Raw genomic sequence first — 23705 nt, forward strand, 5'->3', positions numbered from 1 at the left:
GGTGGACGAGTGGACCGCGGGCCACGGCGGCCGCCAGGTCCGCGACGCCGCCGCGTACGGCGAGCTCCTCGCCCACGTGCGCGCGCGCCTCGAGGAGCGCGTGCACCAGGTGATCCGCCAGGTCGTCGCCACCCTCGACGCGCACCGCGACCTCGAGGCGACCATCAAGGGCGCGACGTCGATGTTCCTGCTCAACACGCTCACCGAGGTGCGCGACCAGGTGGCAAAGCTCGTGCGGCCGGGGTTCGTCTCCGCCACCCCGCCCGAGCGGCTCGTGCACCTGCCGCGCTACCTGCGCGCCGCGCAGCGCCGCATCGAGCGGGCGCAGCAGAACGTGCACCAGGACGCGAACCTGGCGTGGACGATCGGTGAGCTGGAGGACGCATACGAGGCTGCCGTCGACGCCTCGGACCGGCTCGCGCCGGACCCGGCCAGGGACGCCACCCTCGAAGAGGTGCGCTGGCTGATCGAGGAGCTGCGCGTCAGCTTCTTCGCCCAGCAGCTCGGCACCCCGGTGAAAGTCTCCGAGAAGCGGATCCGGAAGGCCCTCGCCCAGGTGTGACCCTGGCCGGCGGGCACAGAGCACCGCGCTCGGTGCCGGTCCCTGGCTGGCGCCGCAGTCGTCGTTCGGTTCGGGCGGGCGGCCACCACGGACCGGTCGGGCGCTCCACGGCGTCGATCACCACAAGCGTCTTGGCCGGGCCTGGATCCGGTCGAGGACGTCCCGTGGGTAGGCCAGCGGGAACCCCGCGCGATCAGGACCAAAGTTCCTGGCTCGGTCGGCAGGCCTCGGGCGATGGTAGAGATGCGATCCCGGGTTCCGGTGTCGGCCGGGTCCTGGTTGCGGCGCACGCCGTGGTTGCGGGTCCGGCGGGCCCGTCCCCGCCGCAGGGGTTCACGTGGAGGTGGCCCTGGTGGATGCCGTGAGTATCGAGGGCCTTCGCAAGACGTACGGTGACGTCGTCGCCGTCGACGACCTGTCATTCACCATCGCCCGAGGTGAGGTGTTCGCCCTCCTGGGCCCGAACGGGGCAGGAAAGACCACGACGGTGGAGATCCTCGAGGGGCACCGGCGGCGCACCGCCGGCCACGTCGAGGTGCTGGGGCTCGATCCCGAGACCGGCGGCCGGGACTACCGGGAGCGAGTCGGGATCGTGCTGCAGGAGGCGGGGATCGACGAGGACTTCACACCGCGCGAGCTGATCAGGCTCTATCGCGGCATGTATCCGCGTCGGTTGCCGGTCGACGGCGTGATCGACCTGGTCGGGCTGGCCGACAAGGCCGACGCGAGGGTCAAGACCCTCTCGGGCGGGCAGCGGCGCCGGCTCGACCTGGCCCTGGGGCTGGTCGGTGACCCAGAGCTGCTGTTCCTCGACGAGCCGACGACGGGGTTCGACCCCTCCGCCCGTCGCCGGGCCTGGGAGCTGGTGGAGAGCCTGCGCGGGCTGGGCAAGACGGTGCTGCTGACCACCCACTACATGGACGAGGCCGAACACCTCGCCGACCGGGTCGGGGTGGTGGTCGCCGGCCGCCTGGTGGCGCTGGGTACCCCGGCGGAGATCGGCGGTGCGGCGCGGACGTCGTCGACGATCGCGTTCCGGCTGCCTCCCGGGGTGGCGATCTCGCAGGTGCCCGACCTGGGTGCAGCGTTGCGGACCCAGGGCGAGGACTGGCAGCTGCGGACGGCCGAGCCCGTGGCGGTGCTCGAGCGCCTCATCGGCTGGGCTCGCGCCCGGGGCGTCGTGCTGTCCGGACTCAGTGTCGAACGTCCCTCGCTCGAGGACGTCTACCTCGAGCTGATCGAGCACGCCGGCGCCGGAGCTGCGGAGCCGGAGCACGTGGGGGTGTCGTGATGTCCGCGCGGGCCCCCCAGCTCCACGTGTCCGTCCCGGTCCGGACGTCGTCACCGGTGCACCCCTCCTCGGTCCGGCTGCTCGGGGACCAGTTCCGTTACGCCGTGCGGGATCTGTGGCGAGCCCGGATCGCGTTCATCTTCACCTTCCTGTTCCCCCTCATCTTCCTGGTCGTGATCGGTGCCCTCGTCGGCAACGGCACGATCAGCGCCGAGTCGTCGGTGTCGGTGATGCAGTTCGTGACCCCCTCGGCCGCGGTCCTGGGGGGCCCTGTACGGCGCCTACCCGACGGTGGCCTCCTCGTTGGCCGACGCCCGTGAGCGCGGGGTCCTCAAGCGGGTTCACGGAACACCAGTGCCCGGCTGGGTCTACCTCGCGGGGCGGATCGGCGCCGCGGTGCTGCTCGCTCTCGGCTCGCTGACGCTGATGCTGGTCGTCGGTGTCGTCGTCTACGACGTGCAGATCCAGTGGCAGACGATGCCGGCCACCGCGGTGACCGTGCTGGCCGCGGTGGCTTCCTTCGCCGCCGTCGGCGTCGCGGTCGCCGGTCTGGCACGGTCGGGCTCCGTTGCGGAGGCCGCCTCGATCGCGACGGCGGTGCTGCTGTCCTGGGTCTCCGGGGTGATGGGATACGGCGACATGCCGACCTGGGCGGACCGGATCGCGCAGGCCTTTCCCCTCAAACCGTTCAACGACGCGCTCGGTGAGCAGTTCGACCCGTTCGCCACCGGCAACGGCTGGGACCCCGGCGCGCTGGCCGTCATCGGCGCGTGGACCGCCGGTGCGGTCGCGGTGGCCGCACTGACCTTCCGGTGGGAGCCCGTGCCCGCGAGAAGGCACCAGATTCACGCCGGCCCCGTGCAGGCCACGGCCGGCGCGGGGTCGAGCCGAACACCCCGGGTCGCGGCGGAGGCGGCCCGCCGGCCCACCAGGTTCGCGCTGCTGAGCGACCAGGCACGGTGGGCCACCCGGTCCTCGCTGCACGACACCGGCTGGGTCTTCTTCGCCATCGCCTTCCCCCTGGCCCAGTACCTGTTCAACGCCGCGGTCACGGGCGACGCCACCGCCGGCACCGACGTCACACCCCCGATCGGGCTGCAGGCCGCCACCGGGATGATCGCCTGGGGCACGATCGTCACCGCGATGGTGTTCATGCCCGACGCCATCGCCCGGGCCCGCGACCAGGAGATCCTCAAACGCCTGGCCGGCACCCCGCTGCACATCGGCATCTACTTCGCGGGCCGGTTCGTCTCCGCGCTCCTGCTGGTCCTTGCCACTGCCGTGCTGATCCTCGTGGCCGGGATGCTGTGGTTCGACCTGGAGGTCGCCTGGGACGGGATCGCCCTGGCCGTCGGCATGCTGGGCATCGGCACGGCGACCCTGGCCGCCTGCGGACTGCTGCTCGCCTCGGTGCTGCCCAGCAGCAAGGCGGTCACCGCCGTAGGGCTCGGCCTGGCGATCCCCCTGGCGTTCTTCTCCGACGTGTTCGTCATCGGGGTGCTCCCGGAATGGATGAGCACGGTCGGTTCGTTCTTCCCGCTCAAGCACCTGGCGAGCTCCATGGCCTACGCCCTCGACCCCGCCGGCCCGACGGTCAGCTGGGCGGCCGTCGCCGTGATGACCGCCTGGCTCCTGGTCACCGGGTTGCTCGCCGCACGGCTCTTCCGCCGGAGCCCGCGCGACTGAGCTTCGGCATCGCCGCACGCACCGACGTCCGGTCGGCTTCAATCCGCGGCAGTCCTGGTGTCGACGAAGTCATCGAGAGGCGCCGCCGGCGCTCCGGCGTACTGCGCGCCGGTTACCGAGCCGCGGCCTTCTCGCCCTCGGGCGACGGCGCCAGCAGCGACCTCATCTTGTCGGCGATGAGGTTGACGGCCCTGCGCGGCGCCAGCCGGGAGATGACGTCGATCGTGCGGGCGTCCCTGCCGATCACCACACGGAAGGAGCCCTTCTCGATGCCCGCGAGGATCTGCCGGGCGGCGTCGGGCGCCGTCGTCAGCGACATCGACGAGCTCTCTGCCGACGCCTCCTGGCCCGGCACCATGGCGCCTGAGTTGGCCGCGATGTCGGTCGCGACGCCGCCGGGGAAGACGATCGTCACGGCCACCGGCGTGCCGCGCAGCTCGGCGTAGAGCCCCTCGGTGAAGAGCTTGACCGCGGCCTTGCTGGCCCCGTAGGCGGACTGCCCCGGGACCGGTGCCAGGGCACCCATGCTGGAGACGTTGACGAGGCAGGCCTCGGGGCGGGCGCTCAGGTGCGGCAGGAACGCCTTGGACATGTTGACCACGCCCCAGAAGTTCACCGCCATGACCTTCTCGATGTCCTCGTAGGGCAGCTCCTCGACGCGGACGAACCGCTGGATGATGCCGGCGACGCTGACGACGCCGTCCACCTGCCCGTGGGCCGCGACGACCGCCGCAGGCAGCGCCTCGACGGCGGCCCGGTCGGTGACGTCGACGACGTGGGTGGTGAGCCGCTGGTCCGCGGTGGGCACCAGCGCCGCGGTGTCCGCGAGCGCCGGGGCGCGTCCCGCTCCTGGTGCGCACCCCGGACCCGTCCTTCTTCTCGTACTTCGCGGTGACGATCGGGGCGGTCGACACGGTCGTGGGTGCGGCGCTGTGGTGCGCGCGCGCCGCTGACGCCGCGCGCCCGCCGGCGGGGTCCCGGGCCGGTGCGGTCCGGGCTCAGCCGCCGGTGACGGTCAGGACGATCAGCCCGAGGTTGAGCGCGGAGACCAGCAGCACGACCGCCGTCATCGCCCAGCCGGTGACGCGGCGGTTGGCGGCGTTGCCCATCAGCTCCCGGTCGCTCGTCAGCCGCAGGAGCGGGACCAGCGCGAACGGGATGCCGAAGCTGAGGACCACCTGGCTGATCACGAGCGCCCACGTCGGGTCCGCCCCCAGCGCGAGCAGCACCAGGGCGGGGATCATCGTGATCAGCCGGCGCAGCAGCAGCGGGATCTGCCGGTGGACGAGGCCCTGCATGATGGCGGCGCCGGCGTAGCACCCCACCGACGTCGAGGCGAGCCCGGAGGCCAGCAGTCCGACCGCGAAGACGAGCCCGATCACCGGCCCGAGGTTCGACACCACCGCGGCGTGCGCCCCCTCGATGGTGTCCGTGCCCGGCACGCCCTGGAGGCTCGACGCCGCCAGGAGCAGCATCGCGATGTTGACCGCACCGGCGAGCCCGAGCGCGCCCAGCACGTCCCACCGCGTCGCGCGCACGAGGTGCACGTGCCCGTCCCGCGCGACGGCCTCCCCGTGCCGGTCCCGCGCGAGCGCGGAGTGGACGTAGATCGCGTGCGGCATCACGGTCGCCCCGAGCATGCTCGTCGCCAGCAGCAGGCTGTCCGTGCCGGCGAAGCCCGGCACCAGGCCGGAGAGCACCTCGCCGGGGGCGGGCGGGTTCACCACGAGCCCGGAGACGAACCCGATCGTGATGACGCCGAGCAGCGCGATGATCGCCGCCTCGAAATGACGCTGCCCGTACCGGTTCTGCACCGCGAGGAGCACCATCGAGACGCAGCCGACGATCACCCCGCCGAGCAGCAGCGGGGTGCCGAACAGCAGGTGCAGCGCGATCGCCCCGCCGATCACCTCGGCAAGGTCGGTGGCCGCGGCCACCACCTCCGCCTGCCCCCAGAAGGCCAGGCGCGCCGGCCTGCGGAGCCGCTGGCCGACGAGCTCCGGCAGCGTACGCCCGGTGACCAGGCCGAGCTTCGCGGACTGGTACTGCACGAGCACGGCCATCGCGTTGGCCACGACGAGCACCCACACCAGCAGGAACCCGTACCGTGCGCCGGCGGTGAGGTTGGCAGCGACGTTGCCCGGGTCGACGTAGGCGATCGCCGCGACGAAGGCGGGGCCGAGCAGCGGCACGACTCGGCGCCGACGTCCCGTCGCACTCAGCACCCCTGCGGCCACGGTGCACCCCCAGACAAAGTTTCGGTGAGCCGAACTTTCGTGGCACCAGTACAGCACACGGGCGCGGATCCGCCGAGCGCACCCGCTGGTCCAGAGGCTGGAGCCCGGCGACGACCACGCCGGACGAAGATAGGTTGGGGACGGGCCAGGGTCGGAACCTTCCGGCCCGCTCACGACTGCCGAGGAGAGTTGATGCCGTACACCGTCAAGGGAGCCATCGCCCGCGCCGAGGGCGCCGAGGTCGAGATCGTCGACGTCGTGGTGCCCGACCCGGGCCCGGGCGACGTCATCGTCGACATCGAGGCGTGCGGGGTCTGCCACACGGACCTCTCCTACCGCGATGGCGGCATCAACGACGAGTTCCCCTTCCTCCTCGGGCACGAGGCCGCCGGGCGAGTCTCCGCCGTCGGCGAGGGCGTCACGCACGTCGCGGTCGGCGACTACGTGGTCCTCAACTGGCGCGCCGTGTGCGGGGAGTGCCGCGCCTGCAGGCGCGGCGAGCCGAAGTACTGCTTCGCCACGCACAACGCGAGCAGGAAGATGACGCTGACCGACGGCACCGAGCTCACCCCCCGCGCTCGGCATCGGCGCGTTCATCGAGAGGACGATCGTCCACGAGCGCCAGTGCACCAAGGTCGACCCGCAGGCGGCACCCGAGGTCGCCGGCCTGCTCGGCTGCGGCGTCATGGCCGGCATCGGAGCCGCGATCAACACCGGCGAGGTCAAGCGCGGCGAGTCGGTCGCCGTCATCGGCTGCGGCGGCGTCGGCGACGCCGCGATCGCCGGCGCCAAGCTCGCCGGGGCCACGCGGATCATCGCCCTCGACATCGTCGACGCCAAGCTCGAGACCGCGAAGGAGTTCGGCGCCACCGACACGATCAACACCAGGGGCCTCTCCGAGGACGAGGTCGTCGCCGCCGTCCAGGAGCTCACCGGAGGGTTCGGCGCTGACGTGGTCATCGACGCCGTCGGACGCCCGGAGACCTACCGGCAGGCCTTCTACGCGCGCGACCTCGCGGGCCGGGTGGTGCTCGTCGGCGTCCCGCACCCGAAGGCCGAGCTCACCCTGCCGCTGCTCGACGTCTTCGGCCGCGGCGGGTCGCTGAAGTCCTCCTGGTACGGCGACTGCCTGCCCGAGAGCGACTTCCCCATGCTCGTGGACCTCTACCTCCAGGGCCGCCTGCCGCTGGACAAGTTCGTCACCGAGACGATCTCGGCCGACCAGATCGAGGCCGCCTTCGGCAAGATCCACGACGGCAGCGTGCTGCGTTCCGTGGTGAAGTACTGACGACCGCTCCGGCAGAAGAAGGAGGCGCCATGGCCGCCCGCATCGACAACCTCGTGACGTCCGGGACGTTCTCGCTCGACGGCGGAACGTGGGACGTGGACAACAACGTGTGGATCGTCGGTGACGACGCCGACGTGATCGTCATCGACCCGGCCCACGACGCGCAGGCGGTCGCCGACGCCGTCGCCGGCCGCACCGTCAGGGCGGTGCTGCTCACCCACGGCCACGACGACCACATCCGCGCGGTCGCCGAGTTCCGCGACCTCGTCGGGGCCCCGGTCCACCTCAACCCCGAGGACCGCATGCTGTGGGACGCCGTCCACCCCGACGGCGCCCCGGACCGCGAGATCGCCGACGGTGACCGCTTCGAGGTGGCGGGCACGACGCTCGTCGCCCTCCACACCCCGGGCCACTCCCCCGGCTCGACGAGCTTCTACGCCGAGGAGCTCGGTGCGGTGTTCACCGGGGACACGCTGTTCAACGGCGGCCCCGGGGCGACGGGCCGGTCCTACTCGGACTACCCGACGATCGTCGCGTCGATCCGCGACCGGCTGCTCACCCTGCCCGAGGAGACGGTCGTCAAGACCGGGCACGGGGATGACACGTCGATCGCGGCCGAGAAGCCGTCGCTGCCCGAGTGGGAGGCGAAGGTCTAGCCTCGCCCCGAGTCTGACCGACGACGGCGGAGCGTACGACAGCGGCCCCGTCTCCGGCTCGTCACGAGCCGGGGGCGGGGCCGCTTCGTCACTCGTGAGCGTCTCGGACGTCTCCGGACGGCGGCGCGCGTCGTTGCTCCGGCTCGATGTGCACGAAGGTCTCCGTGCCGGGCAGGGCGTCGTCGACGCCGGACTCGATCCGGTCCGCCAGGTCGTGGGCGGCGGCCACCGTCCACGTACCCGGGACCGTGGCGACGACGAAGACGTAGCGCTGCCGCCCGGACTCGACGGTCCGGAGCGGCGCGAAGGTGACGCCCAGCTCCTGGTAGCGCGAGAGCGTCTCGTCGAGCGTGCGCATCTCCTCGGCCGGCAGTGCGGCGGAGAGCAACCCGCTCACCGAGCCGCGGACCAGCTTGTAGCCGGTCCCGAGGATGTTGAGCCCGACGGCGAGGGCGACGATCGGGTCCAGCGGCTGCCACCCGGTCAGGGCGACCAGGAAGATGCCGAAGAGCACCCCCGCGGAGGTCCACACGTCGGTCATCAGGTGCTTGCCGTCCGCGATCAGCGTCGGCGAGCGGCGCGCCCGTCCGACCCTGGTGAGGACCAGGCTCACGGCCAGGTTGACCACCGAGGCCGCCGTCGACAGCGCCAGTCCGATGCCGGGCTGGGTGAGCGGAGCGGGGTCGCGGAGCCGCTCGACGGAGGTCCACACGATCACCGTCGCGGCGACGAAGATCATGGCGCCCTCGACGAGGGCGGAGAGGTACTCGGCCTTGCCGTGCCCGAAGTGGTGACTGGCGTCCGCCGGGCGGGCAGCCACGCGCAGAGCGACGAGTGCCACGACCGCGGCGACGAGGTTGACACCAGACTCGAGGGCGTCGGACAGGAACCCCACGGACCCGGTGACGACGGCGGCTCCCACCTTGAGCGCGATCGTGACGACCGCCGCGGCGACGGAGAGGAGCATGAAGCGGAAGAGCAGGTCGTGCTCGCGCCGGTCTGCGGGCCGACCCCGGCCCGTCACGACTCACCGCCCGCGACGGCACGGTGACGCCGGGACCGCCCGACGACGGCGACCTCACCGGGACACATGCCTGCACGCTAGCCGCTGCCTGGTGCCGTCGGACCTGCGATCGTCCTGAGCCGGCGGTCCAGCCTCGGCGGACGGCCGCCGTCCAGGGACGGCACCGGGACCTCCGGCCCTTGCGGGAGCGGCTCCTCCGGGATCACCGTGGAGGTGGATCCGGGCCTGAGGAGGCGCGCCATGAGCGAGACAACGGCACGGCATGACGCCGACGCCGAGACCGCCGCGGAGATCCGGCGCCATCACGCGGTGATGGTGGCCGACCTCGACCGGCTGAGCGCCGCGCTCGTCGACGCCGCGGAGACAGGCGGTGACGCCGCACCGGCGAGGACGGCGCTGACAGAGTGGATCGCGGCCGTGTTGGTCCCCCACGCCGCCCACGAGGAGGAGTCGACCTACCCGGCGGCGGCCCGTCTGGCCGAGGGGCGCCTGCTCATCGCCGCCATGGTGGCCGAGCACGAGCTGATCCGGGGTTTCGCGGGGAAGGTCGCCAGCACGGAGAACCCCGCGGCGGCCGGCGCGTACGCGCGGGCGCTGTTCGAGACGTTCTCGGGCCATCAGCGCAAGGAGAACGACCACATCCTGCCGCTGCTGGTCGATGACCCGTCGGCGTCCCTGACCGACCTCATGGCCGGCCCCCACGGCCATCACCACTGAACGATGACGGCCGCGTCCCGGCTCGAGAGCTGGGGCGTGGGCGGGTGCGTGGTCCGGAGGGTCGGCCGCGGCCACGCCAGCGCCGCCGACGATCGTGAGCGCCGAGAGCTCCGGCAGCGATCCACCTGCCGCACTCCTCTCGGTGGTCCGGGTCCCGTTCGGGGCCCGTGGGGCGCGAACGACCGTAGGGACGGTGTTACGGACGCGACCACCGGAGGATGTGTTGCCGCTCACCCGGCAGGGCCCGGTCCTCGTCAGCTGTCGGCGGGGCGGGTGGTGACGAGAAGCTGCTCGTCGAGCGGGAGGACGGCGGCGCCGTCGGAGGAGAAGAGCGCGGGTACGCCGAGCGGGGACGCGCCCTCGGCGTAGACGGTGGCGTCCTCTCCGGTGGCGGCGTTGAGCACCTGGACCGCGTCGCGGACGCGGAGGTAGACCAGGACGCCGCCGACACCGGCGAGGCGGACCTCGCCGTCGAGCTCGCGCGTCCAGGGAGTGCCCGCGGAGGTGCGCCCGGTGACGACGGATCCGGCCCGCGTGACGACCGTGCCGGTGGCCGGGTCCCGGCGCGCATCCTCCACGTGGGTGGCCAGGACGGTGCCGTCGGCGAGGTCGACCAGTGCCCCGCTCTCCCCGCCGGCCGGTCCGATCAGGGCGGTCCCGTCCGGCGGGCCGGCGCCGGCCACTGAGGTCACCACGCTCCCCTCAGGGAGGCCCGCGTCCGCGAGCGGCAGCGTCCACCTCGTCCCGCCGTCCGTGCCGGTGGCGGTGAGCGTTCCGTCGGCGGCGGTCAGGACGACGCCGTCGTACTCCCCGACGACGGCGGTAGCCGGCTGGTCCGCCTCGTCCCGGACGGTGACGCCGGTGGCCGGGTCGAGAACGACACGTGGCCCGGTCTCGCCGACCGCCGCGCGCGGCGCGGACGAGGAGAAGACGAGACCGGGGCCGTGGTGGGGACCGGGGACGTCGACCGGGCCCCAGAGCCGCTCGCCGGTGGCGAGGTCGTAGGCGGTGGCGGTGGTCTGGGCGACGGCGTCGTCCGTGCTCTCGAGGTCGGTCAGGACGGCGACGGGACGGTCACCGGCCCGGCTGAGGGCGAACCCCGTGCACGACGGCGGACGCTCGGCCTCCCACAGGACGGTGCCCTCGCTGTCCGCGGCGACGAACCGCAGCGGCTCCTCGGGCGCCTCCGGCGAGCGGATCCCGAGGAAGATCCCGTCGTGCTCCAGCGGCTGCTCGGTCCACCCGGTGGCGACGACCTCGAACGGTGCGAGCGGGTGCGGCAGGCTCTGCGTGCTGACGTCCGTGGGCTTCGCGGGCTCGTCCACCGCGACCGGCGCCGGGTCGACCTGGACCGGCTCCGGATCCGTCGCGCAGCCGGCGACCACGGTCAGGAGGACAGCGGCGGCAGCGGCGGTCCGACGGATCCTCACGGGGCGACCTCCTCGGTGACGTCCTGCCCGGTGGCGGGCACCCCCGCAGGGGCGTCGGCGGAGGCGGCGCTCCGACGTCGCCACGCCCACACGCCCATCACGCCGAGGGCCGCGAGAACGATGAGAAGCGGCTCCGGCACGGCGGCGGAGACGGACAGCACCGTGGTCTGGAGGCTGCCCAGCACGACGGGCGGCAGGAGCTCCGGCAGCGCGGCCATGCCGTTGGTGGTGACGAAGACGACGCCGACGGCCACCAGGACCATGGCGGTGACCACGGACGTCGTGTGGAGCCGGAGCCGGCCGACCTGCACCTCACGCCCGCGCAGTCGCGCCCGGGCGGTGGCGCCGAGGCGGTTCCACAGCGCCGCGAGCCCGAGCAGCGGGACCACCATCCCGGCACCGTAGACGGCGAGCATGGTCCCGGCGACCATCAGAGACTCCTCGGTCGCGGCCATGGTGAGCACGGCACCGAGGATCGGGCCGGAGCAGAAACCTGCGACGCCGGAGACGCCGCCGAGCAGGAAGGACCGCAGCAGGCCGGACCGCCGGGGAGCGGTGGCCTGCACGGTACGGACGCCGGGCAGCAGCCTGGCCACGTCGAAGCCGATGCCGAAGATCTGTAGGACGCCGAAGAGGATGATGAGCCAGCCCCGCGCCGTTGACCAGGAGGTCCCGGTGCGTGGTGACGAGGGAGCCGGCGAGGGAGGCGCCGAGACCGAGCGGGACGAGCAGGGTGGCCAGGCCGAGGAAGAAGACCGTGCCGTGGCCGAGCAGCCGCGCGCCGGCGCCGGCCGTGGAGGCGAAGAACGCGGGCAGCAGCAGCGCGCCGCACGGGCTGAGGAGCGCGAGCGTGCCGCCGAGGAAGGCGGCGAGGAGGGTCAGCTCCACGGCGCTCAGCCCTGGGACTCGGCCAGGGCGTCGTCGAGGGTCTCGACGAAGACCTCGGTGGGCTGGGCGCCCAGGATGGGGGTGCCGCCGAGGAGGAAGGCGGGGGTGGAGTACACGCCGAGCGACGCCGCCTCGTCCTGGTTGTGCGCCACCGCCGCGGCGACCTCCTCGGAGCGCAGGTCGGCGGTGAACCGCTCGGTGTCGAGGCCGAGCTCGGCGGCCAGCTCGATGAGCGACTCCTCGTCGAGCTCGCCGGCCGGCCGCTTCTCGCCGCCCTCGAACAGCGCGTCGTGGTACTCGACGTACCGGTCCTGCAGCCCGGCGGCGTACGCCGCCCGGGCGGAGGTGAGGGACTCCTGGCCGAAGACGTTGATGTCCCGCCACTCGATGCGCAGGTCACCGGCCTCGGCGCGCTCGAGCATCGTCGGCTGCGTCTGCTCGCTCCACATCGCGCAGAACGGGCACTGGAAGTCCGAGTACACGACGAGACTCACCGGGGCGTCGAGCGGGCCGACGGCCATGGGATCGGCGGGGTCCCGGCGCGCCATGTCGGGCAGCGCCTCCTGCTCGGGCTCCACGACCTCGGCGACCGGACCGTCCGCCGTCGTCCCGCGCGGCTCCGCCGCGGCGCCGGCGTCGGAGTCCTCCCCGCCGCGCGCCACGAGCGAGACGGCGACGAGCACGGCGGCCACGAGGGCCACGAGGACGGGGACGAGCCAGGCGGGCTTGCGTGCGGAGGAGGGGGAGGAAGACATGAGCAGGCCTCTCGGGTCAGGGTGGGGCGCGGAGGCGCGGGCACGCGGGGCCTCCCGCGTCGGGGAACGATCTAACGGGGTATCGATCTACTAAGTGACGTAGTAGTCGTCTATGCGGCATAGTAGACACATGCCTGCTCCCTCTTCCAGCCTGCGCCGGATCACGTCCTCCGCCCGCAGCACCGGAACGCACGCCGTCGCCGCCCTGCGGATGTGGTCCGCGCGTCAGGTGCTGGCCGCCGTCGCCGCCACCGTGGTGGTGGCGGTGACGATCGGCGTGCCGACCGTCCTGATCCCCAACCCGCTCTTCGGTCGCGAGATTCCGGTGGAGCCGTGGAGCTACCCGGTGTGGGTGCTCACGTCCGTCCTCGCGGGGCTGCTGGTGGCCACCTACGTCCGCCCCCGCGGGACGGCGGAGGCGGCCGGGCCGCCCCCGGCCGACGGCGAGCGCGCGAGCCGGGCCGGGATGGCGGGCGGGCTCACCCCGTCGGCGGTGGCCCCGCGGGCGGCGGCCCCGTCGGCGACGACCTTGCCCGGGCCGGGGGGGTAGTGGCTCGAGGTGGCTCATGACGGCACCGTCACTTCCTGTCAGCGTCACCGGCTGGCCGAGGCGGGCGTGCGCCGTCACGCGCCGTCGGGTGCGGGACGAGGGCCTTGCCTCGGCCGGTGGCTGGTGCCGACGATTATCACGCCGTCGGGCACGGGTGTGCCGCCGGTTCGGGCCGCTCCTCGTCGAGGCCGCGGGGGCTGCGGGTGCGCGACCCGGCATGGATGCCTAGCGTCGAAGGGCCGGAGGCGGGACCGCCCGGAGGCCCGCCGAGACCGACTGAAGGAGTACGTCATGAGGACCACCGAGATGCTGGGCACGCACCCGGGCGAGACCACCGCGGACGCGGCCCTGCTCGCTCGTGCGATCGACGCGCTGGCCGCCTGTGCCCAGGCCTGTACAGCGTGCGCCGACGCGTGCCTGGCCGAGGACATGGTCGCGGAGCTGCGCCGGTGCATCCGCACCGATCTCGACTGCGCCGACATCTGCGCGACGACCCTGCGCGTCCTCACCCGCCAGACCGCAGCCGAGGCTGCCGTCGTGCGGGCCCAGCTGCAGGCGTGCGTCGTCGCGTGCCGGACGTGCGGCGACGAGTGCGAGTCCCACGCCGAGATGCACGACCACTGCCGCGTCTGTGCCGAGGCGTGCCGCGAGTGCGAGGAGGCCTGCACGCAGCTCCTCGCGACCCTCGCGTGACAGGAGAGCCGATCCGCCCGTTGGCGCGGGGCGGCAGACCAGCCGATCCGCCGGTCCGCGGGGAATGACGGATCGGCTGGATCCTGCCGGCGCGGACGACCCGGACAGTTCCCTGGCCGTGCGGGAACAAGCACGCATGGCGCTCGGTTGTCTCCCATACCCCACCGGGGTATAGACGAACCGCTGCCCGTCCTCGGGCAGCCCGGCGAGAGGGGCGATGAGATGGCGCACCACCACACCGAGCACGACGGCGAGGCCCCTCGGGGTCCGCACCGGGAGCACGCCGCACCGGCGCCCGAGCACGACCGTCACGGAGGCGTGGACGCCGACGCAATCCACGCGGCGCACACGCCCCACGGTGACTCGTCGCACGCCGGCCACGACATGCCGGCCACCGGTGACGGTGCCCATGGGTCACAGGGCCACGGGCCGGGCGGGCACGGCTCCGGGAACCACGGGCACGGCGGCCACGGCTCCGGCCACGGCGGGCACGGGGACCACGTGGCCCAGTTCCGGCGACTGTTCTGGATCGTGCTCGTGCTGGCGATCCCGACAGTGCTGCTCAGCCCGGCGTTCGCCATGCTCCTGGGCTACGAGCTGCCCGGTCTGCCGGGCCTGACGTGGGTCGCGCCCGTGCTCGGCACGGTCGTCTACGTCTGGGGCGGTCGGCCCTTCCTCGTCGGCGCCGTCAGCGAGCTGCGGGCGCGCAAGCCCGGGATGATGCTCCTCATCGGCATGGCGATCACGGTCGCCTTCCTCGCGTCCTGGGGCGCGCAGATCGGGCTGCTCTCCCACGAGCTCGAGTTCTGGTGGGAGCTCGCCCTGCTGGTCGCGATCATGCTGCTCGGTCACTGGATCGAGATGCGCTCGCTCGCGCAGACGTCCTCGGCGCTCGACTCCCTCGCCGCCCTCCTCCCGGACGAGGCCGAGCGGGTCGACGGCGACCGTGTCACCAAGGTGGCCCCCGCCGACCTGCAGCTCGGTGACGTCGTCGTCGTCCGTCCGGGCGGCCGCATCCCGGCCGACGGCGAGATCGTCGACGGCGGGGCCGACGTCGACGAGTCGATGATCACCGGCGAGTCGAGGCCGGTGCGCCGCGAGGTCGGCGACCACGTCGTCGCCGGCACCGTCGCCACCGACAACGCCCTGCGGGTCCGCATCTCCGCCGTCGGGGAGGACACCGCCCTGGCCGGCATCCAGCGGCTGGTCGCGGAGGCGCAGGCCTCCTCGAGTCGCGCGCAGCGGCTGGCCGACAGGGCCGCCGGCTGGCTGTTCTGGTTCGCGCTCGGCGCCGCTGCCCTGGCGCTGGTGGCGTGGTTGCTCTTCGGCACCCCGGAGCAGGCGTGGATCCGCGTGATCACCGTCCTGGTCATCGCCTGCCCCCACGCCCTGGGCCTGGCGATCCCGCTCGTCGTCTCGATCGCCACCGAGCGCGCCGCGAAGGGCGGTGTGCTCGTCAAGGACCGGATGGCGCTCGAGCAGATGCGCACGGTCGACGCCGTCCTCTTCGACAAGACCGGCACCCTGACCGCCGGGCGGCCTGTCGTCACCGGCGTCTCCGCCGTCGGTGGCGTGGGGGAGGACGAGCTCCTCGCGCTGGCGGCGGCCACCGAGTCGGACAGCGAGCACCCGCTCGCCCGCGCCGTCGTCGACGCCGCGGGCCACCGTGGTCTCGACGTCCCGGCCGCGTCGGACTTCTCCGCCTCGACCGCGGTCGGCGTGCGCGCGACGGTCGACGGGCGCTCCGTCGGCGTCGGCGGGCCCGGCCCTCCTGCAGGAGCGCGGACTCGAGCCGCTCGCGGCGACCGCGGAGTGGTCCGCGGCGGGCGCGACGGTGCTTCACGTCCTCGTCGACGGCGAGATCGCCGGCGCGCTGGCCCTCGCCGACGAGGTCCGGCCGGTCTCCCGCGAGGCGGTGGACGCGCTGCACGGCCTCGGGGTCCACGTCGTGATGATCACCGGCGACGCCGAGCCGGTGGCCCGCGCCGTGGCGGACGAGCTCGGCATCGACCAGGTCTTCGCGCAGGTCCGCCCCGAGCACAAGAGCGAGAAGGTCGCCGAGCTGCAGAGGCAGGGACGCACGGTCGCCATGGTCGGGGACGGCGTCAACGACGCCCCGGCGCTGGCGCAGGCCGACGTCGGAATCGCCATCGGGGCCGGCACGGACGTCGCCATCGCCTCGGCCGGCGTCATCCTCGCCTCGGACGACCCGCGCTCGGTGCTCTCGGTCGTCCAGCTCTCCCGGGCGGCCTACCGGAAGATGAAGCAGAACCTGTGGTGGGCCGCCGGGTACAACCTGGTCTCGGTGCCGCTGGCCGCCGGTGTGCTCGCGCCGGTCGGGTTCGTCATGCCGATGGCGGTCGGGGCGCTGCTCATGTCGCTGTCGACGGTCGTCGTCGCGATGAACGCCCAGCTGCTGCGGCGGCTCGACCTCCGCCCCGAGGCCGCCGTCGCGGCGTCGGTGGGCGCGCCGAAGGTGCAGGGCGCGCGCGAGCGCGAGCTGGTGGTCGCCGGACGCTGAACGCCCCTCCGGCACGCGGGCCCGGGCCGTGGGAACGCGGCCCGGGCCCGTCGCCAGTGAGTGCGCTTCAGCCGTGCGGCCGGGCCAGTCTCTGCGGTGCCAGGGCTCGGTCCAGGACCTCGGGGGACAGGAGCCCCTGGGCGAGAGCCACGCTCGGGACGTCCTGACCCGTGGCGAGCGCCTCTCTCGCCACGGCTGCCGCCTCGCCGTGCCCCAGGAGCGGACCGAGCGCGGTGGCGAGTCCGATCGAGTGCCGCACCTTCCGGGCCAGCTCGTCGCGATCCACGGAGATGCCCGCGACGCACCGGTCCGCGAGGACGCGGCTCGCGGCTGTCAGCTGGGAGAGCGACTCCAGGAGCCGCACGATGATGACCGGCTCGAACGCGTTCAGCTGCAGCTGCCCCGCCTCGGCCGCCATCGTGATGGTCAGGTCGTTGCCGATGACCCCGTAGGCCACCTGGTTGACCACTTCCGGAATGACCGGATTGACCTTCCCCGGCATGATCGACGAGCCGGCCTGCACCGCGGGAAGGGTGATGTCGCCGATACCGGCGCGCGGACCGGAAGAAAGGAGGCGGAGATCGTTGCTGATCTTCGACAGCTTCACCGCCGTCCGTTTGACCGTGCCGGAGAGGAGGACGAACACGCCCGTGTCCTGCGTGGCCTCGATCAGGTCGGGTGACGTGCGCAGGGGGATGCCGGTGATCGCGGAGAGGTGTCCGCGGGCCACGGAGGCGTAGCGCGGATCGGTGTTGAGTCCGGTGCCGACGGCGGTGCCGCCGAGGTTGATCTCCTCGAGCAGTCCTCTGACCTCGGTCAGCCGGTCGCAGTCTTCCCCCAGCGTCACGGCGTAGGCCGCGAAGACGTGCCCGAGGCTCACCGGGACGGCGTCCTGGAGCTGGGTGCGGCCGATCGTCACGACGTCCGTGAACTCGGTCGCCTTCCCCGTGAAGGCACCCTGCAGGTGGCGCAGAGCCTCGATCAGCCGGCCCACGGCGCGATGAGCTGCCAGGCGCAGCGCCGTGGGATAGACATCGTTGGTGGACTGGCTCTTGTTGACGGAGTCGAGGGGGTGGACGACCGAGTACGCCCCCCGCGGGTGACCGAGAAGCTCCAGCGCCCGGTTCGCCACGACCTCGTTGGCGTTCATGTTCGTGGACGTCCCGGCGCCGCCCTGGACGCAGTCGACGACGAAGTGGTCGTGCCAGCTGCCGCCGACGATCTCGGCGCACGCGGCCGATATCGCGTCTGCGACTTCCTCTTCCAGAAGGCCCAGAGCACGGTTGGTGCGCGCGGCGGCCTGCTTGACCTCCGCGAGTGCCACGACGAGCTCTCGCAGACGACCGACCGGGACGCCGGAGATCGGAAAGTTCGCCACGGCCCGTGCGGTGTGCGCTCCGTACAGGGCGCCGGCGGGCACCTCGACCGCGCCGAGCTGGTCGTGCTCCAGACGCAGTGCGGCCACGGGCCGCTGCTCCAGCCGCTCAGACATCGGCGGTCTGCCGTGGGGTCGGCGCGCTGTGCCCTGCACGGTCACGTCGGACGCCGGACCGGAGCGGATCGAGGTCGGCCATCACAGCCGGTGTCGGGTGTCCCGTGATCTTGTCGGCGAGCATCCGCCCGGTCAGCGGACCCAGGGCGATGCCCCACATCCCGTGGCCTCCGGCGACGTACACACGCTCCGACCGGGTGCCGCCGACCAGCGGGAGCCCGTCTGCCGTGCAGGGTCGAGATCCGACCCACTCCTCGCTGCGGGCGTCCCAGTCGATGCCGGTGAGCATGGGTCTCGCCGCCTCGATGATCGCCCGGATGCGGCGCGGGTCCCGCGGTGCGTCGGGCCTGCGGAACTCCATCATCCCGGCGACCCGGAACCGGTCGCTCAGCGGCGTGCAGGCGACGCGCTGGGCGGGAAGGTAGACCGGCCTTCTCGGGAGTCGTTCGGGAGTGACGCTGAAGCTGTACCCGCGTCCGGCCTGCACGATGGTACGGACACCGAACTTGCGCGCGAGAGAGTTCAGGCGCGCTCCGTTGGCGATGACGACGACGTCCGCCGAACGCGTGTCACCGCCACTTCCGACGGCCTCCACGCCGCGCCGACCGTGGTCGACGATGTCGTCGACGTCGAAGTCCTCGACGATCACGCCTCCCCGTGCCCGGACGGCATCGGCCACGGAGCTGATGAACCGGGGAGGATCGATATAGCGCTGCCCCTCGATCCGGATGGCGGCGCGCACGCCGTCGCCGAGGACCGGCTCCATGGCGCGCGCCTGGTCCCCGGAGATCAACGTGTAGTCGATGTCTGCCCCGTGGGCGTTGGCGTAACGGAACTCTTCGGCCAGAACCTCTCGATCTGCGTCCGTGGCGAAGCCCGCCAGGAACGGTTCCGCCGGTCGCACCGGTTCTGAGATGCCGCCGTCGACGAGATCGTCATAGGCGCCGAGCGCGATCCGGTTGACCTCTGCGAACACCGCCATGGCGGCTTCCCACCTCGAGCGGGTGCAGTGCATGGCGAAGGTCGTGAGGAACCGCAGGAGCCTGGGATCGGCGGCGGGAGGAACATAGACGGGGGACGAGCTGTCGAAGACGGCTCGGATCCCGTACCGAAGGACGGAAGGTTCCGGAAGCGGCAGGGTGAGCGAGGGGGCGAGCCAACCGGCGTTGCCCCACGACGAGTCACCTGCGACACCCTTCCGGTCCAGAACGGTCACGTGGACGCCGTGGCGCTGGAGGAACCAGGCCGTCGTCAGCCCGACGGCGCCGGCACCGACGATCAGGACGTGGTCGGGGCGGTCAAGAGACATGGCCAGTTCCTCCTCGGGTGCGGGATGGATGCCCCTAAACCTGGCTGAGAGACGGCCCCGATTCACTGGAGGACCGGCCAGCGTTCAACGCTCCTGGCTGTGCGCCCGCACAGGCGTGGCTCGTCCCTGTGCCGGGACGTCGAAGGTGCTCAGGAGGAACTGCACCATCAGCACCAGTCGTGTCTGCCGATCTGCGACGTCGACGTCGCACGCGTCGGCCGCTCGGCGAAGCCGGTTGCGGAGGGTGTTCGGGTGCACGTGCAGCTCGTCCGCCGCCCTGGCCACGTCGCCGTCGTGCTCGAGGAAGGACCGGACCGAGTCCACCAGCGCGCTGCCGTGCGCGTCGTCGTGCGCCACCAGACGCGCCATCGGCGTCAGTTCGGCGAGGTCGTCGAGAACGCCTTCCGCCTGCAGGGCGACGAGGTGCACCAGCATCGCGCGCGCCGTGGCCACGACTCCGCCCTGCCCGCGGCGACGCACCGCCCGCAGCACCCGCACGGCGTCCTGGTGGGAGTGGTGCGCCTCACCGGGCGTCGGGACCTCGCGCCCCAGCACGACTGCCATCTGGTCCTGGTTCCGGCTGGTGGTGACGAAGTTGCGGAGGACCCGAAGAGCGTCGCGCTCGGGCGCGGCGACGATCGAGCACACCTCGTTGCCCATGTCGGCGGTCAACGATCGGACTCCCACGGCCTCGAGATGCATCGCCAGAGCTCCCGCCAGTCCGGTCGGCAGGTCGGACGACTCGCGAACCGGTGCTGCGATCGCGACGTTGACAGGACCGGTGAGCTCGAGCTCAGCGGCCACGGAGTGGCCTTCCGGTCCGCCTTCCAGAATGGCCCGGACCTGACGTTCGCGGACGAGACTGCGGCGGTCGGCGCGCGACCGGTGCACTCCGATCAGGCGGGCCAGCGCGGGGGCTGCGCCGAGGAGTATCCGTTCGCCCGTGGGGGAGAGCCGCTCCGGCACCGCTGCCCAGACCGATCCCACCAGCACGCCCTTGTCGCGGACCGCGATCACGGCTCGCCGCACGGTGCCGTGGCCGAGGTCGACGTAGATGACCCCGTGCGCGCTGCGGAGTCTGTCGAAGACGCCGCTCCGGGCGAGAAGTGCCCGGTAGCGGCTCGGAACCTGCCTGCCGAGGATCGTGTCGACCCGAACCTCGTCGACCGCCTGCGCGTCCGCGGAGTAGGCGAGCACGGCGGAGGTCTCGTCCTCGATGGTCACCGGCGCCCCGAGAGATTCCGCAAGGGCGGCGGCGGCGTCGAAAAGGTCATCGCCGAGCGCTTCCATACGTGGACCCTACGGCCAGGACGTGCTTCCGGGCGGTCACCACGACTAATATTGTCGACAATTCCGCTTCACGTTCTCAGGCTCGACTCTGACAGGAGAGGCATGTCTGAAGTTGCGCAGCTCCGCCGTCGCCTCCACGCCCGGCCCGAGCTCGGATTCCTGGAGATCGAGACTGCGGCTCTCGTCATCTCCGAGCTCGCCGGAATTGTTGACGATGTGAGTTTCGGGCAGGCGGTCTGCGACCTGAGCGACGCCCGTGGACTTCCGGGCGACGAGGAGTTCCGGGCGGCTCGTGAACGCGCGCTGGGCAGCGGTGTGCCCCCTGAGCTCGTCGAGGCGCTGGGGTCGGGGGCGACCGGCGTCGTGGCGCGAGTGAGCGGCGACCGCCCCGGTCCGGTCATCGCGATCAGGTGCGACATGGACGCGCTCCCGGTGACCGAGTCGGCCGACCGCGACCATCTACCCTCCCGCGAAGGCTTCGCCTCGCGACACCACGGCGTGATGCACGCGTGCGGGCACGACGGCCACGTGGCGATCGGCATCGACCTCCTCAAGAGGCTCGCCGGGGACCGTCGGTTCGCCGGCGAGGTCCGCGTCGTCTTCCAGCCGGCCGAAGAGGGTGTGCGAGGCGCCGCGACGATGGTGGCGGCCGGGGCGCTCGACGACGTGGACGTCGTCCTGGGGGTCCATCTCGGGATCGGACTCCCGCTCGGCACGGTCGCCACCGCGGTGCACGGCATGATGGCGACGGAGAAGTGGAAGGTGGAGCTGGTCGGGCGGGGCGCACACGCCTCGCTCGCCCCCGCGGAGGGACGTAACGCGCTCCTGGGCGCCGCGGCGGCCGCGACGGCGCTGCACGCCCTGCCGCCGGAGTCCGGCTCGGTGACGCGCGTCAACGTGGGTCGGCTCGTCGCCGGCACGGCGTCCAACATCATCCCGGAACGAGCGCTGATGGAGTGCGAGATCCGCGCTGACGACGGTGCCGTCCTCGAGCGGGTGGCCGCTCGTGGCAGGACCGTCGTGGCGGGAGCCGCTGCGATGCACGCGTTGGAGTGCCGCGTCGCGGTGACGGGTGCGGCACCGGTGGCGCGGTGCGACGACGACGTCGCGGACGCCCTGGCGGTGGCGGGGGGAGGGCGTCGCCGAGCGTGTCCTCCGCACCACCGCCATGACAGCGAGCGACGACGCCACCGCGATGATGCAGCACGTGCAGGAACGGGGTGGGCGGGCGACGTTCGCGGTCGTGGGGGCTTCGAGCCCGGCGCCGCACCACCACCCGTGTTTCGACGTGGACGAGCGAGCGCTCACCATGGCGGTGGACTGGCTCGAGCGCGCGATCAGGCGCGGGGTCTGATACTTCAGGTATATCATTCGGTGATATGTCACCCTCCGAGAGTGCGATCACGTCGCCCAGCTCCAGCGCCACGGTCGAGGCGTACGAGCGGCTCAAGGAGCTCGTCGTCACGAACCGCCTGCCGCCAGGTGCAGAACTGCGGGAGGTGAGCCTCGCCGAACAGATCGGGCTCGGCCGAACGCCCATCCGTCAGGCGCTCCAGCGACTGGTGCACGAGGGCTTCGTCGAGGTGCGGCCGCGAGTGGGGTACCGCGTCCGCCAGCTGACGCTCGGCAGCGTCAGGGATCTGTTCGAGATGCGGCTGATCCTCGAGCCGGCGGCCGTTCAGCTCGCGATCGAGCGCGGCTCGGCGGACGACCTTCGCAACCTCGGAGCGCTGGCCCGGACCACCTACACGCCCGGGGACCAGCGGAGCTATGAGAAGTTCCTGATCGACAACCGTGAGCTGCACGTCCGGATCGCGCAGGTCTCCGGGAACGAGCGCCTGGCAGGATCCCTGCGCAACCTGCTGGAGGAGATGCAGCGCCTGTACTTCGTCTCTTTCGGGTCGCAGGCTGCCGTCGGCGAGCAGCTCCACGAGCACCACGACCTCTTCGACGCGATGATCGAGCGTGACGTCGGCCGCGCCCGAGGCATTGTCGTGGACCAGATCGAGTCGAGCCGGGAGAAGGTGATGGCGGCACTCGTGGACAGTGCGTTCGGGCCTTCGTCCGGCTACTCGGGAAGCGCCGTCCTGCTCGGCCCGGAGCGGTGACGATCGTCCAGCGAGCCGGTGGCTGACCTTCTGGGACCAGCTACCGGAGCTGCTCGTTCCTACAGAGCGGCCGCGGGGTGCCCGAACCGGTCGGGACGGAGGTGAGCGAGTTCTCCCGCCTCGCCGCCTCCGCTGGCGTACTCAGCCAGGATCTCGCCCATCATCGGCGCAAACTTGAAGCCGGCGCCGGAGAATCCGCACCCCGCGACAAGACGTTCCGCACCCGGAACGGGGCCCACGATCGGCCGACCGTCGGGGCTGTAGCCCTCGATGTGGGTCGAGAACGCAACAGGATCGGCGTGGACGCCCGGGAAGTAGGTGGCGATGACCTCACGGACCTCACGGACCCATCCTTCGGTCACGTGGAGGTCGACGTCTTCGACATCAGGCACCTCCGGGTGCACGTCGGTGTACACACCGATCTTGATGGTGGCTCCGTCGACAGAGGGGAATCCGTAGGCCCGTACGTCGCCCACCCGTTCGAAGACCGGGAATGCCGCGGGCACGTACAGCGACAGGTCGCGAGGGAGGTACCAGGCCTGGGTCAGCCGGCGTGGCACCACCGTGGTGCCGACATCCGGAATCAGCTGGCCGGCCCATGCGCCCGGAGCGACGACTGCCGACAGATAACGGCGGGTGCCCTGGTTCGTCCGGACGGTGACGCCGTCGTCGTCCGGCTCGACGGCCAGCACCCTGGTGTAGTCGTGCACCACCGCCCCCGACCCGGTCGCAGCACCCACCGCGCAGACGATGCTGCGCTCGGGTCTGACGAACCCGGTCAGCTGGTCGACCACACCGACGTCGGTGGGCCGTACCAGATGCTGCGGAAACCTCCTTCGCAGCGCAGGAGCGTCGAGGACCTCGTGAGCCAGACCGTGCTCGGCCGCCGAGCTCGCGGCACTGGTCAGTGCCGTCGTGCCCTCCGGTCCGATGATGACCCCTCCGGTCAGGGTGAGGAGGTCCTGACCAGTCTCGTCCTCGAGCTCCCGCCAGAGCTGGAGCGCCGAGAGGGCGAGAGGTGTGTTGCGAGGGTCGGACTGGCTGAGAGCGGCGAAACGACGAGTCTGCCCGCCGGACGCCCCGCGGGTGTGACCGATGCCGAAGCGCTCGTACCCATGCACCCGCACGCCTCGACGGGCGAGGCGCCACAACGCCATGCTGCCGATCGAGCCCAGGCCGATCACGGCGACGTCGGCGTCTGTGCTCAT

19 protein-coding genes and 4 pseudogenes are annotated in these 23705 nt (G+C 72.3%); 13 read left to right on the top strand and 10 right to left on the bottom strand.

All coding sequences use genetic code 11. The features are described 5' to 3' along the window. Nucleotide 1 precedes the first annotated feature (1 nt). The 4 genes from DA06_RS03075 to DA06_RS03090 all read left to right on the top strand — a co-directional run bounded on the left by DA06_RS03075 (nt 2) and on the right by DA06_RS03090 (nt 3539). Nucleotides 2-562, top strand: a complete 561-nt coding sequence (locus tag DA06_RS03075) for a DUF3418 domain-containing protein (protein ID WP_418606838.1) — start codon at nt 2-4, stop codon at nt 560-562. A gap of 361 nt (nt 563-923) precedes the next feature. After that, nucleotides 924-1853 carry an ABC transporter ATP-binding protein gene (locus DA06_RS03080; protein WP_418606839.1) on the top strand — a complete coding sequence of 310 codons (930 nt, stop codon included), beginning with the start codon at nt 924-926 and terminating at the stop codon, nt 1851-1853. Continuing rightward, entirely contained in the window at nt 1853-2173 is a 321-nt protein-coding gene (locus DA06_RS03085; RefSeq protein ID WP_052436307.1) for a hypothetical protein, read from the top strand. The genes DA06_RS03080 and DA06_RS03085 overlap by 1 nt, the downstream gene beginning before the upstream one ends. Beyond that, on the top strand, nt 2145-3539 hold the full coding sequence (locus tag DA06_RS03090) for an ABC transporter permease (RefSeq protein ID WP_418606840.1): 1395 nt from the start codon (nt 2145-2147) through the stop codon (nt 3537-3539). The genes DA06_RS03085 and DA06_RS03090 overlap by 29 nt, the downstream gene beginning before the upstream one ends. A 112-nt stretch (nt 3540-3651) precedes the next feature. Here DA06_RS03090 and DA06_RS03095 read toward each other — a convergent pair. Together DA06_RS03095 and DA06_RS03100 are read right to left on the bottom strand one after the other, a co-directional pair. Beyond that, a pseudogene (locus DA06_RS03095) lies at nt 3652-4356 on the bottom strand (SDR family NAD(P)-dependent oxidoreductase); the annotation flags it as partial. 181 nt (nt 4357-4537) lie between these two features. Beyond that, complete coding sequence (locus tag DA06_RS03100; RefSeq protein WP_043497178.1) at nt 4538-5764, bottom strand: Nramp family divalent metal transporter; 1227 nt, start codon at nt 5762-5764, stop codon at nt 4538-4540. 204 nt (nt 5765-5968) lie between these two features. On the opposite strand from DA06_RS03100, the pseudogene DA06_RS03105 reads away from it, so the two are divergent. After that, nucleotides 5969-7064: pseudogene (locus DA06_RS03105) on the top strand (S-(hydroxymethyl)mycothiol dehydrogenase). A gap of 29 nt (nt 7065-7093) precedes the next feature. Then, nucleotides 7094-7720: an MBL fold metallo-hydrolase gene (locus tag DA06_RS03110; RefSeq protein ID WP_043497179.1), complete on the top strand. Its 627-nt coding sequence runs from the start codon at nt 7094-7096 to the stop codon at nt 7718-7720. 88 nt (nt 7721-7808) lie between these two features. On the opposite strand, the gene DA06_RS03115 is transcribed toward DA06_RS03110, so the two are convergent. Beyond that, entirely contained in the window at nt 7809-8744 is a 936-nt protein-coding gene (locus tag DA06_RS03115) for a cation diffusion facilitator family transporter (RefSeq protein ID WP_043497180.1), read from the bottom strand. A 240-nt stretch (nt 8745-8984) separates the two neighbouring features. On the opposite strand from DA06_RS03115, the gene DA06_RS03120 reads away from it, so the two are divergent. After that, a complete protein-coding gene (locus tag DA06_RS03120; protein WP_052436311.1) occupies nt 8985-9461 on the top strand; it encodes a hemerythrin domain-containing protein in 477 nt (158 codons plus the stop codon). Between the two features lie 254 nt (nt 9462-9715). Here DA06_RS03120 and DA06_RS03125 read toward each other — a convergent pair whose 3' ends face one another. The 3 genes from DA06_RS03125 to DA06_RS03135 all read right to left on the bottom strand — a co-directional run bounded on the left by DA06_RS03125 (nt 9716) and on the right by DA06_RS03135 (nt 12534). Further along, nucleotides 9716-10891, bottom strand: a complete 1176-nt coding sequence (locus DA06_RS03125) for a PQQ-binding-like beta-propeller repeat protein (RefSeq protein ID WP_052436312.1) — start codon at nt 10889-10891, stop codon at nt 9716-9718. Further along, a complete protein-coding gene (locus DA06_RS03130; protein WP_418606841.1) occupies nt 10888-11487 on the bottom strand; it encodes a cytochrome c biogenesis CcdA family protein in 600 nt (199 codons plus the stop codon). Before DA06_RS03130 ends, DA06_RS03125 begins: the two co-directional genes overlap by 4 nt. A gap of 297 nt (nt 11488-11784) precedes the next feature. Next, entirely contained in the window at nt 11785-12534 is a 750-nt protein-coding gene (locus DA06_RS03135; protein ID WP_043497181.1) for a DsbA family protein, read from the bottom strand. Between the two features lie 130 nt (nt 12535-12664). Here DA06_RS03135 and DA06_RS03140 point away from each other — a divergent pair, with 130 nt between their 5' ends. The 3 genes and pseudogenes from DA06_RS03140 to DA06_RS03150 all read left to right on the top strand — a co-directional run bounded on the left by DA06_RS03140 (nt 12665) and on the right by DA06_RS03150 (nt 16298). After that, on the top strand, nt 12665-13084 hold the full coding sequence (locus DA06_RS03140) for a hypothetical protein (RefSeq protein WP_418606842.1): 420 nt from the start codon (nt 12665-12667) through the stop codon (nt 13082-13084). A 291-nt stretch (nt 13085-13375) separates the two neighbouring features. After that, complete coding sequence (locus DA06_RS03145; RefSeq protein WP_043497190.1) at nt 13376-13777, top strand: four-helix bundle copper-binding protein; 402 nt, start codon at nt 13376-13378, stop codon at nt 13775-13777. Between the two features lie 222 nt (nt 13778-13999). Next, nucleotides 14000-16298 (top strand): annotated as a pseudogene (locus DA06_RS03150) (heavy metal translocating P-type ATPase). Nucleotides 16299-16365: 67 nt separating this feature from the next. Here the strand turns inward: DA06_RS03150 and DA06_RS03155 are convergent. The 3 genes from DA06_RS03155 to DA06_RS03165 form a co-directional block, all read right to left on the bottom strand. Beyond that, a complete protein-coding gene (locus tag DA06_RS03155) occupies nt 16366-17790 on the bottom strand; it encodes an aspartate ammonia-lyase (protein WP_043497192.1) in 1425 nt (474 codons plus the stop codon). Continuing rightward, the gene (locus tag DA06_RS03160) at nt 17783-19099 is read right to left on the bottom strand and encodes an NAD(P)/FAD-dependent oxidoreductase (RefSeq protein ID WP_418606843.1); all 1317 of its coding nucleotides are present in this window, start codon (nt 19097-19099) and stop codon (nt 17783-17785) included. The genes DA06_RS03155 and DA06_RS03160 overlap by 8 nt, the downstream gene beginning before the upstream one ends. Before the next feature lie 84 nt (nt 19100-19183). After that, a complete protein-coding gene (locus tag DA06_RS03165) occupies nt 19184-20389 on the bottom strand; it encodes a helix-turn-helix domain-containing protein (RefSeq protein ID WP_052436314.1) in 1206 nt (401 codons plus the stop codon). Between the two features lie 102 nt (nt 20390-20491). Between DA06_RS03165 and DA06_RS03170 the strand changes: the two are divergent. From DA06_RS03170 to DA06_RS03180, 3 genes and pseudogenes are all read left to right on the top strand, one after another. Then, a pseudogene (locus DA06_RS03170) lies at nt 20492-21439 on the top strand (amidohydrolase); the annotation flags it as partial. 118 nt (nt 21440-21557) lie between these two features. Then, nucleotides 21558-21743 (top strand): hypothetical protein, encoded by a 186-nt coding sequence (locus DA06_RS03175; protein ID WP_418608486.1) that lies wholly within the window; start codon nt 21558-21560, stop codon nt 21741-21743. 25 nt (nt 21744-21768) lie between these two features. Continuing rightward, the gene (locus DA06_RS03180; protein ID WP_052436315.1) at nt 21769-22497 is read left to right on the top strand and encodes a GntR family transcriptional regulator; all 729 of its coding nucleotides are present in this window, start codon (nt 21769-21771) and stop codon (nt 22495-22497) included. A 59-nt stretch (nt 22498-22556) separates the two neighbouring features. On the opposite strand, the gene solA is transcribed toward DA06_RS03180, so the two are convergent. After that, a complete protein-coding gene (gene solA / locus DA06_RS03185) occupies nt 22557-23705 on the bottom strand; it encodes an N-methyl-L-tryptophan oxidase (RefSeq protein ID WP_043497194.1) in 1149 nt (382 codons plus the stop codon).

The sequence above is a fragment of the Georgenia sp. SUBG003 genome (genome assembly GCF_000715355.2).
Classification (GTDB): domain Bacteria; phylum Actinomycetota; class Actinomycetes; order Actinomycetales; family Actinomycetaceae; genus Georgenia.

Excerpts from the sequence above, each read along its gene's own strand:
- DA06_RS03085 (WP_052436307.1), top strand. The coding sequence starts at position 1,853 with ATGTCCGCGCGGGCCCCCCAGCTCCACGTGTCCGTCCCGGTCCGGACG.
- DA06_RS03110 (WP_043497179.1), top strand. The coding sequence starts at position 7,094 with ATGGCCGCCCGCATCGACAACCTCGTGACGTCCGGGACGTTCTCGCTC.
- DA06_RS03120 (WP_052436311.1), top strand. The coding sequence starts at position 8,985 with ATGAGCGAGACAACGGCACGGCATGACGCCGACGCCGAGACCGCCGCG.
- DA06_RS03135 (WP_043497181.1), bottom strand. The coding sequence starts at position 12,534 with ATGTCTTCCTCCCCCTCCTCCGCACGCAAGCCCGCCTGGCTCGTCCCC.
- DA06_RS03140 (WP_418606842.1), top strand. The coding sequence starts at position 12,665 with ATGCCTGCTCCCTCTTCCAGCCTGCGCCGGATCACGTCCTCCGCCCGC.
- DA06_RS03145 (WP_043497190.1), top strand. The coding sequence starts at position 13,376 with ATGAGGACCACCGAGATGCTGGGCACGCACCCGGGCGAGACCACCGCG.
- DA06_RS03155 (WP_043497192.1), bottom strand. The coding sequence starts at position 17,790 with ATGTCTGAGCGGCTGGAGCAGCGGCCCGTGGCCGCACTGCGTCTGGAG.
- DA06_RS03160 (WP_418606843.1), bottom strand. The coding sequence starts at position 19,099 with ATGTCTCTTGACCGCCCCGACCACGTCCTGATCGTCGGTGCCGGCGCC.
- DA06_RS03165 (WP_052436314.1), bottom strand. The coding sequence starts at position 20,389 with ATGGAAGCGCTCGGCGATGACCTTTTCGACGCCGCCGCCGCCCTTGCG.
- DA06_RS03175 (WP_418608486.1), top strand. The coding sequence starts at position 21,558 with ATGACAGCGAGCGACGACGCCACCGCGATGATGCAGCACGTGCAGGAA.
- DA06_RS03180 (WP_052436315.1), top strand. The coding sequence starts at position 21,769 with ATGTCACCCTCCGAGAGTGCGATCACGTCGCCCAGCTCCAGCGCCACG.
- solA (WP_043497194.1), bottom strand. The coding sequence starts at position 23,705 with ATGAGCACAGACGCCGACGTCGCCGTGATCGGCCTGGGCTCGATCGGC.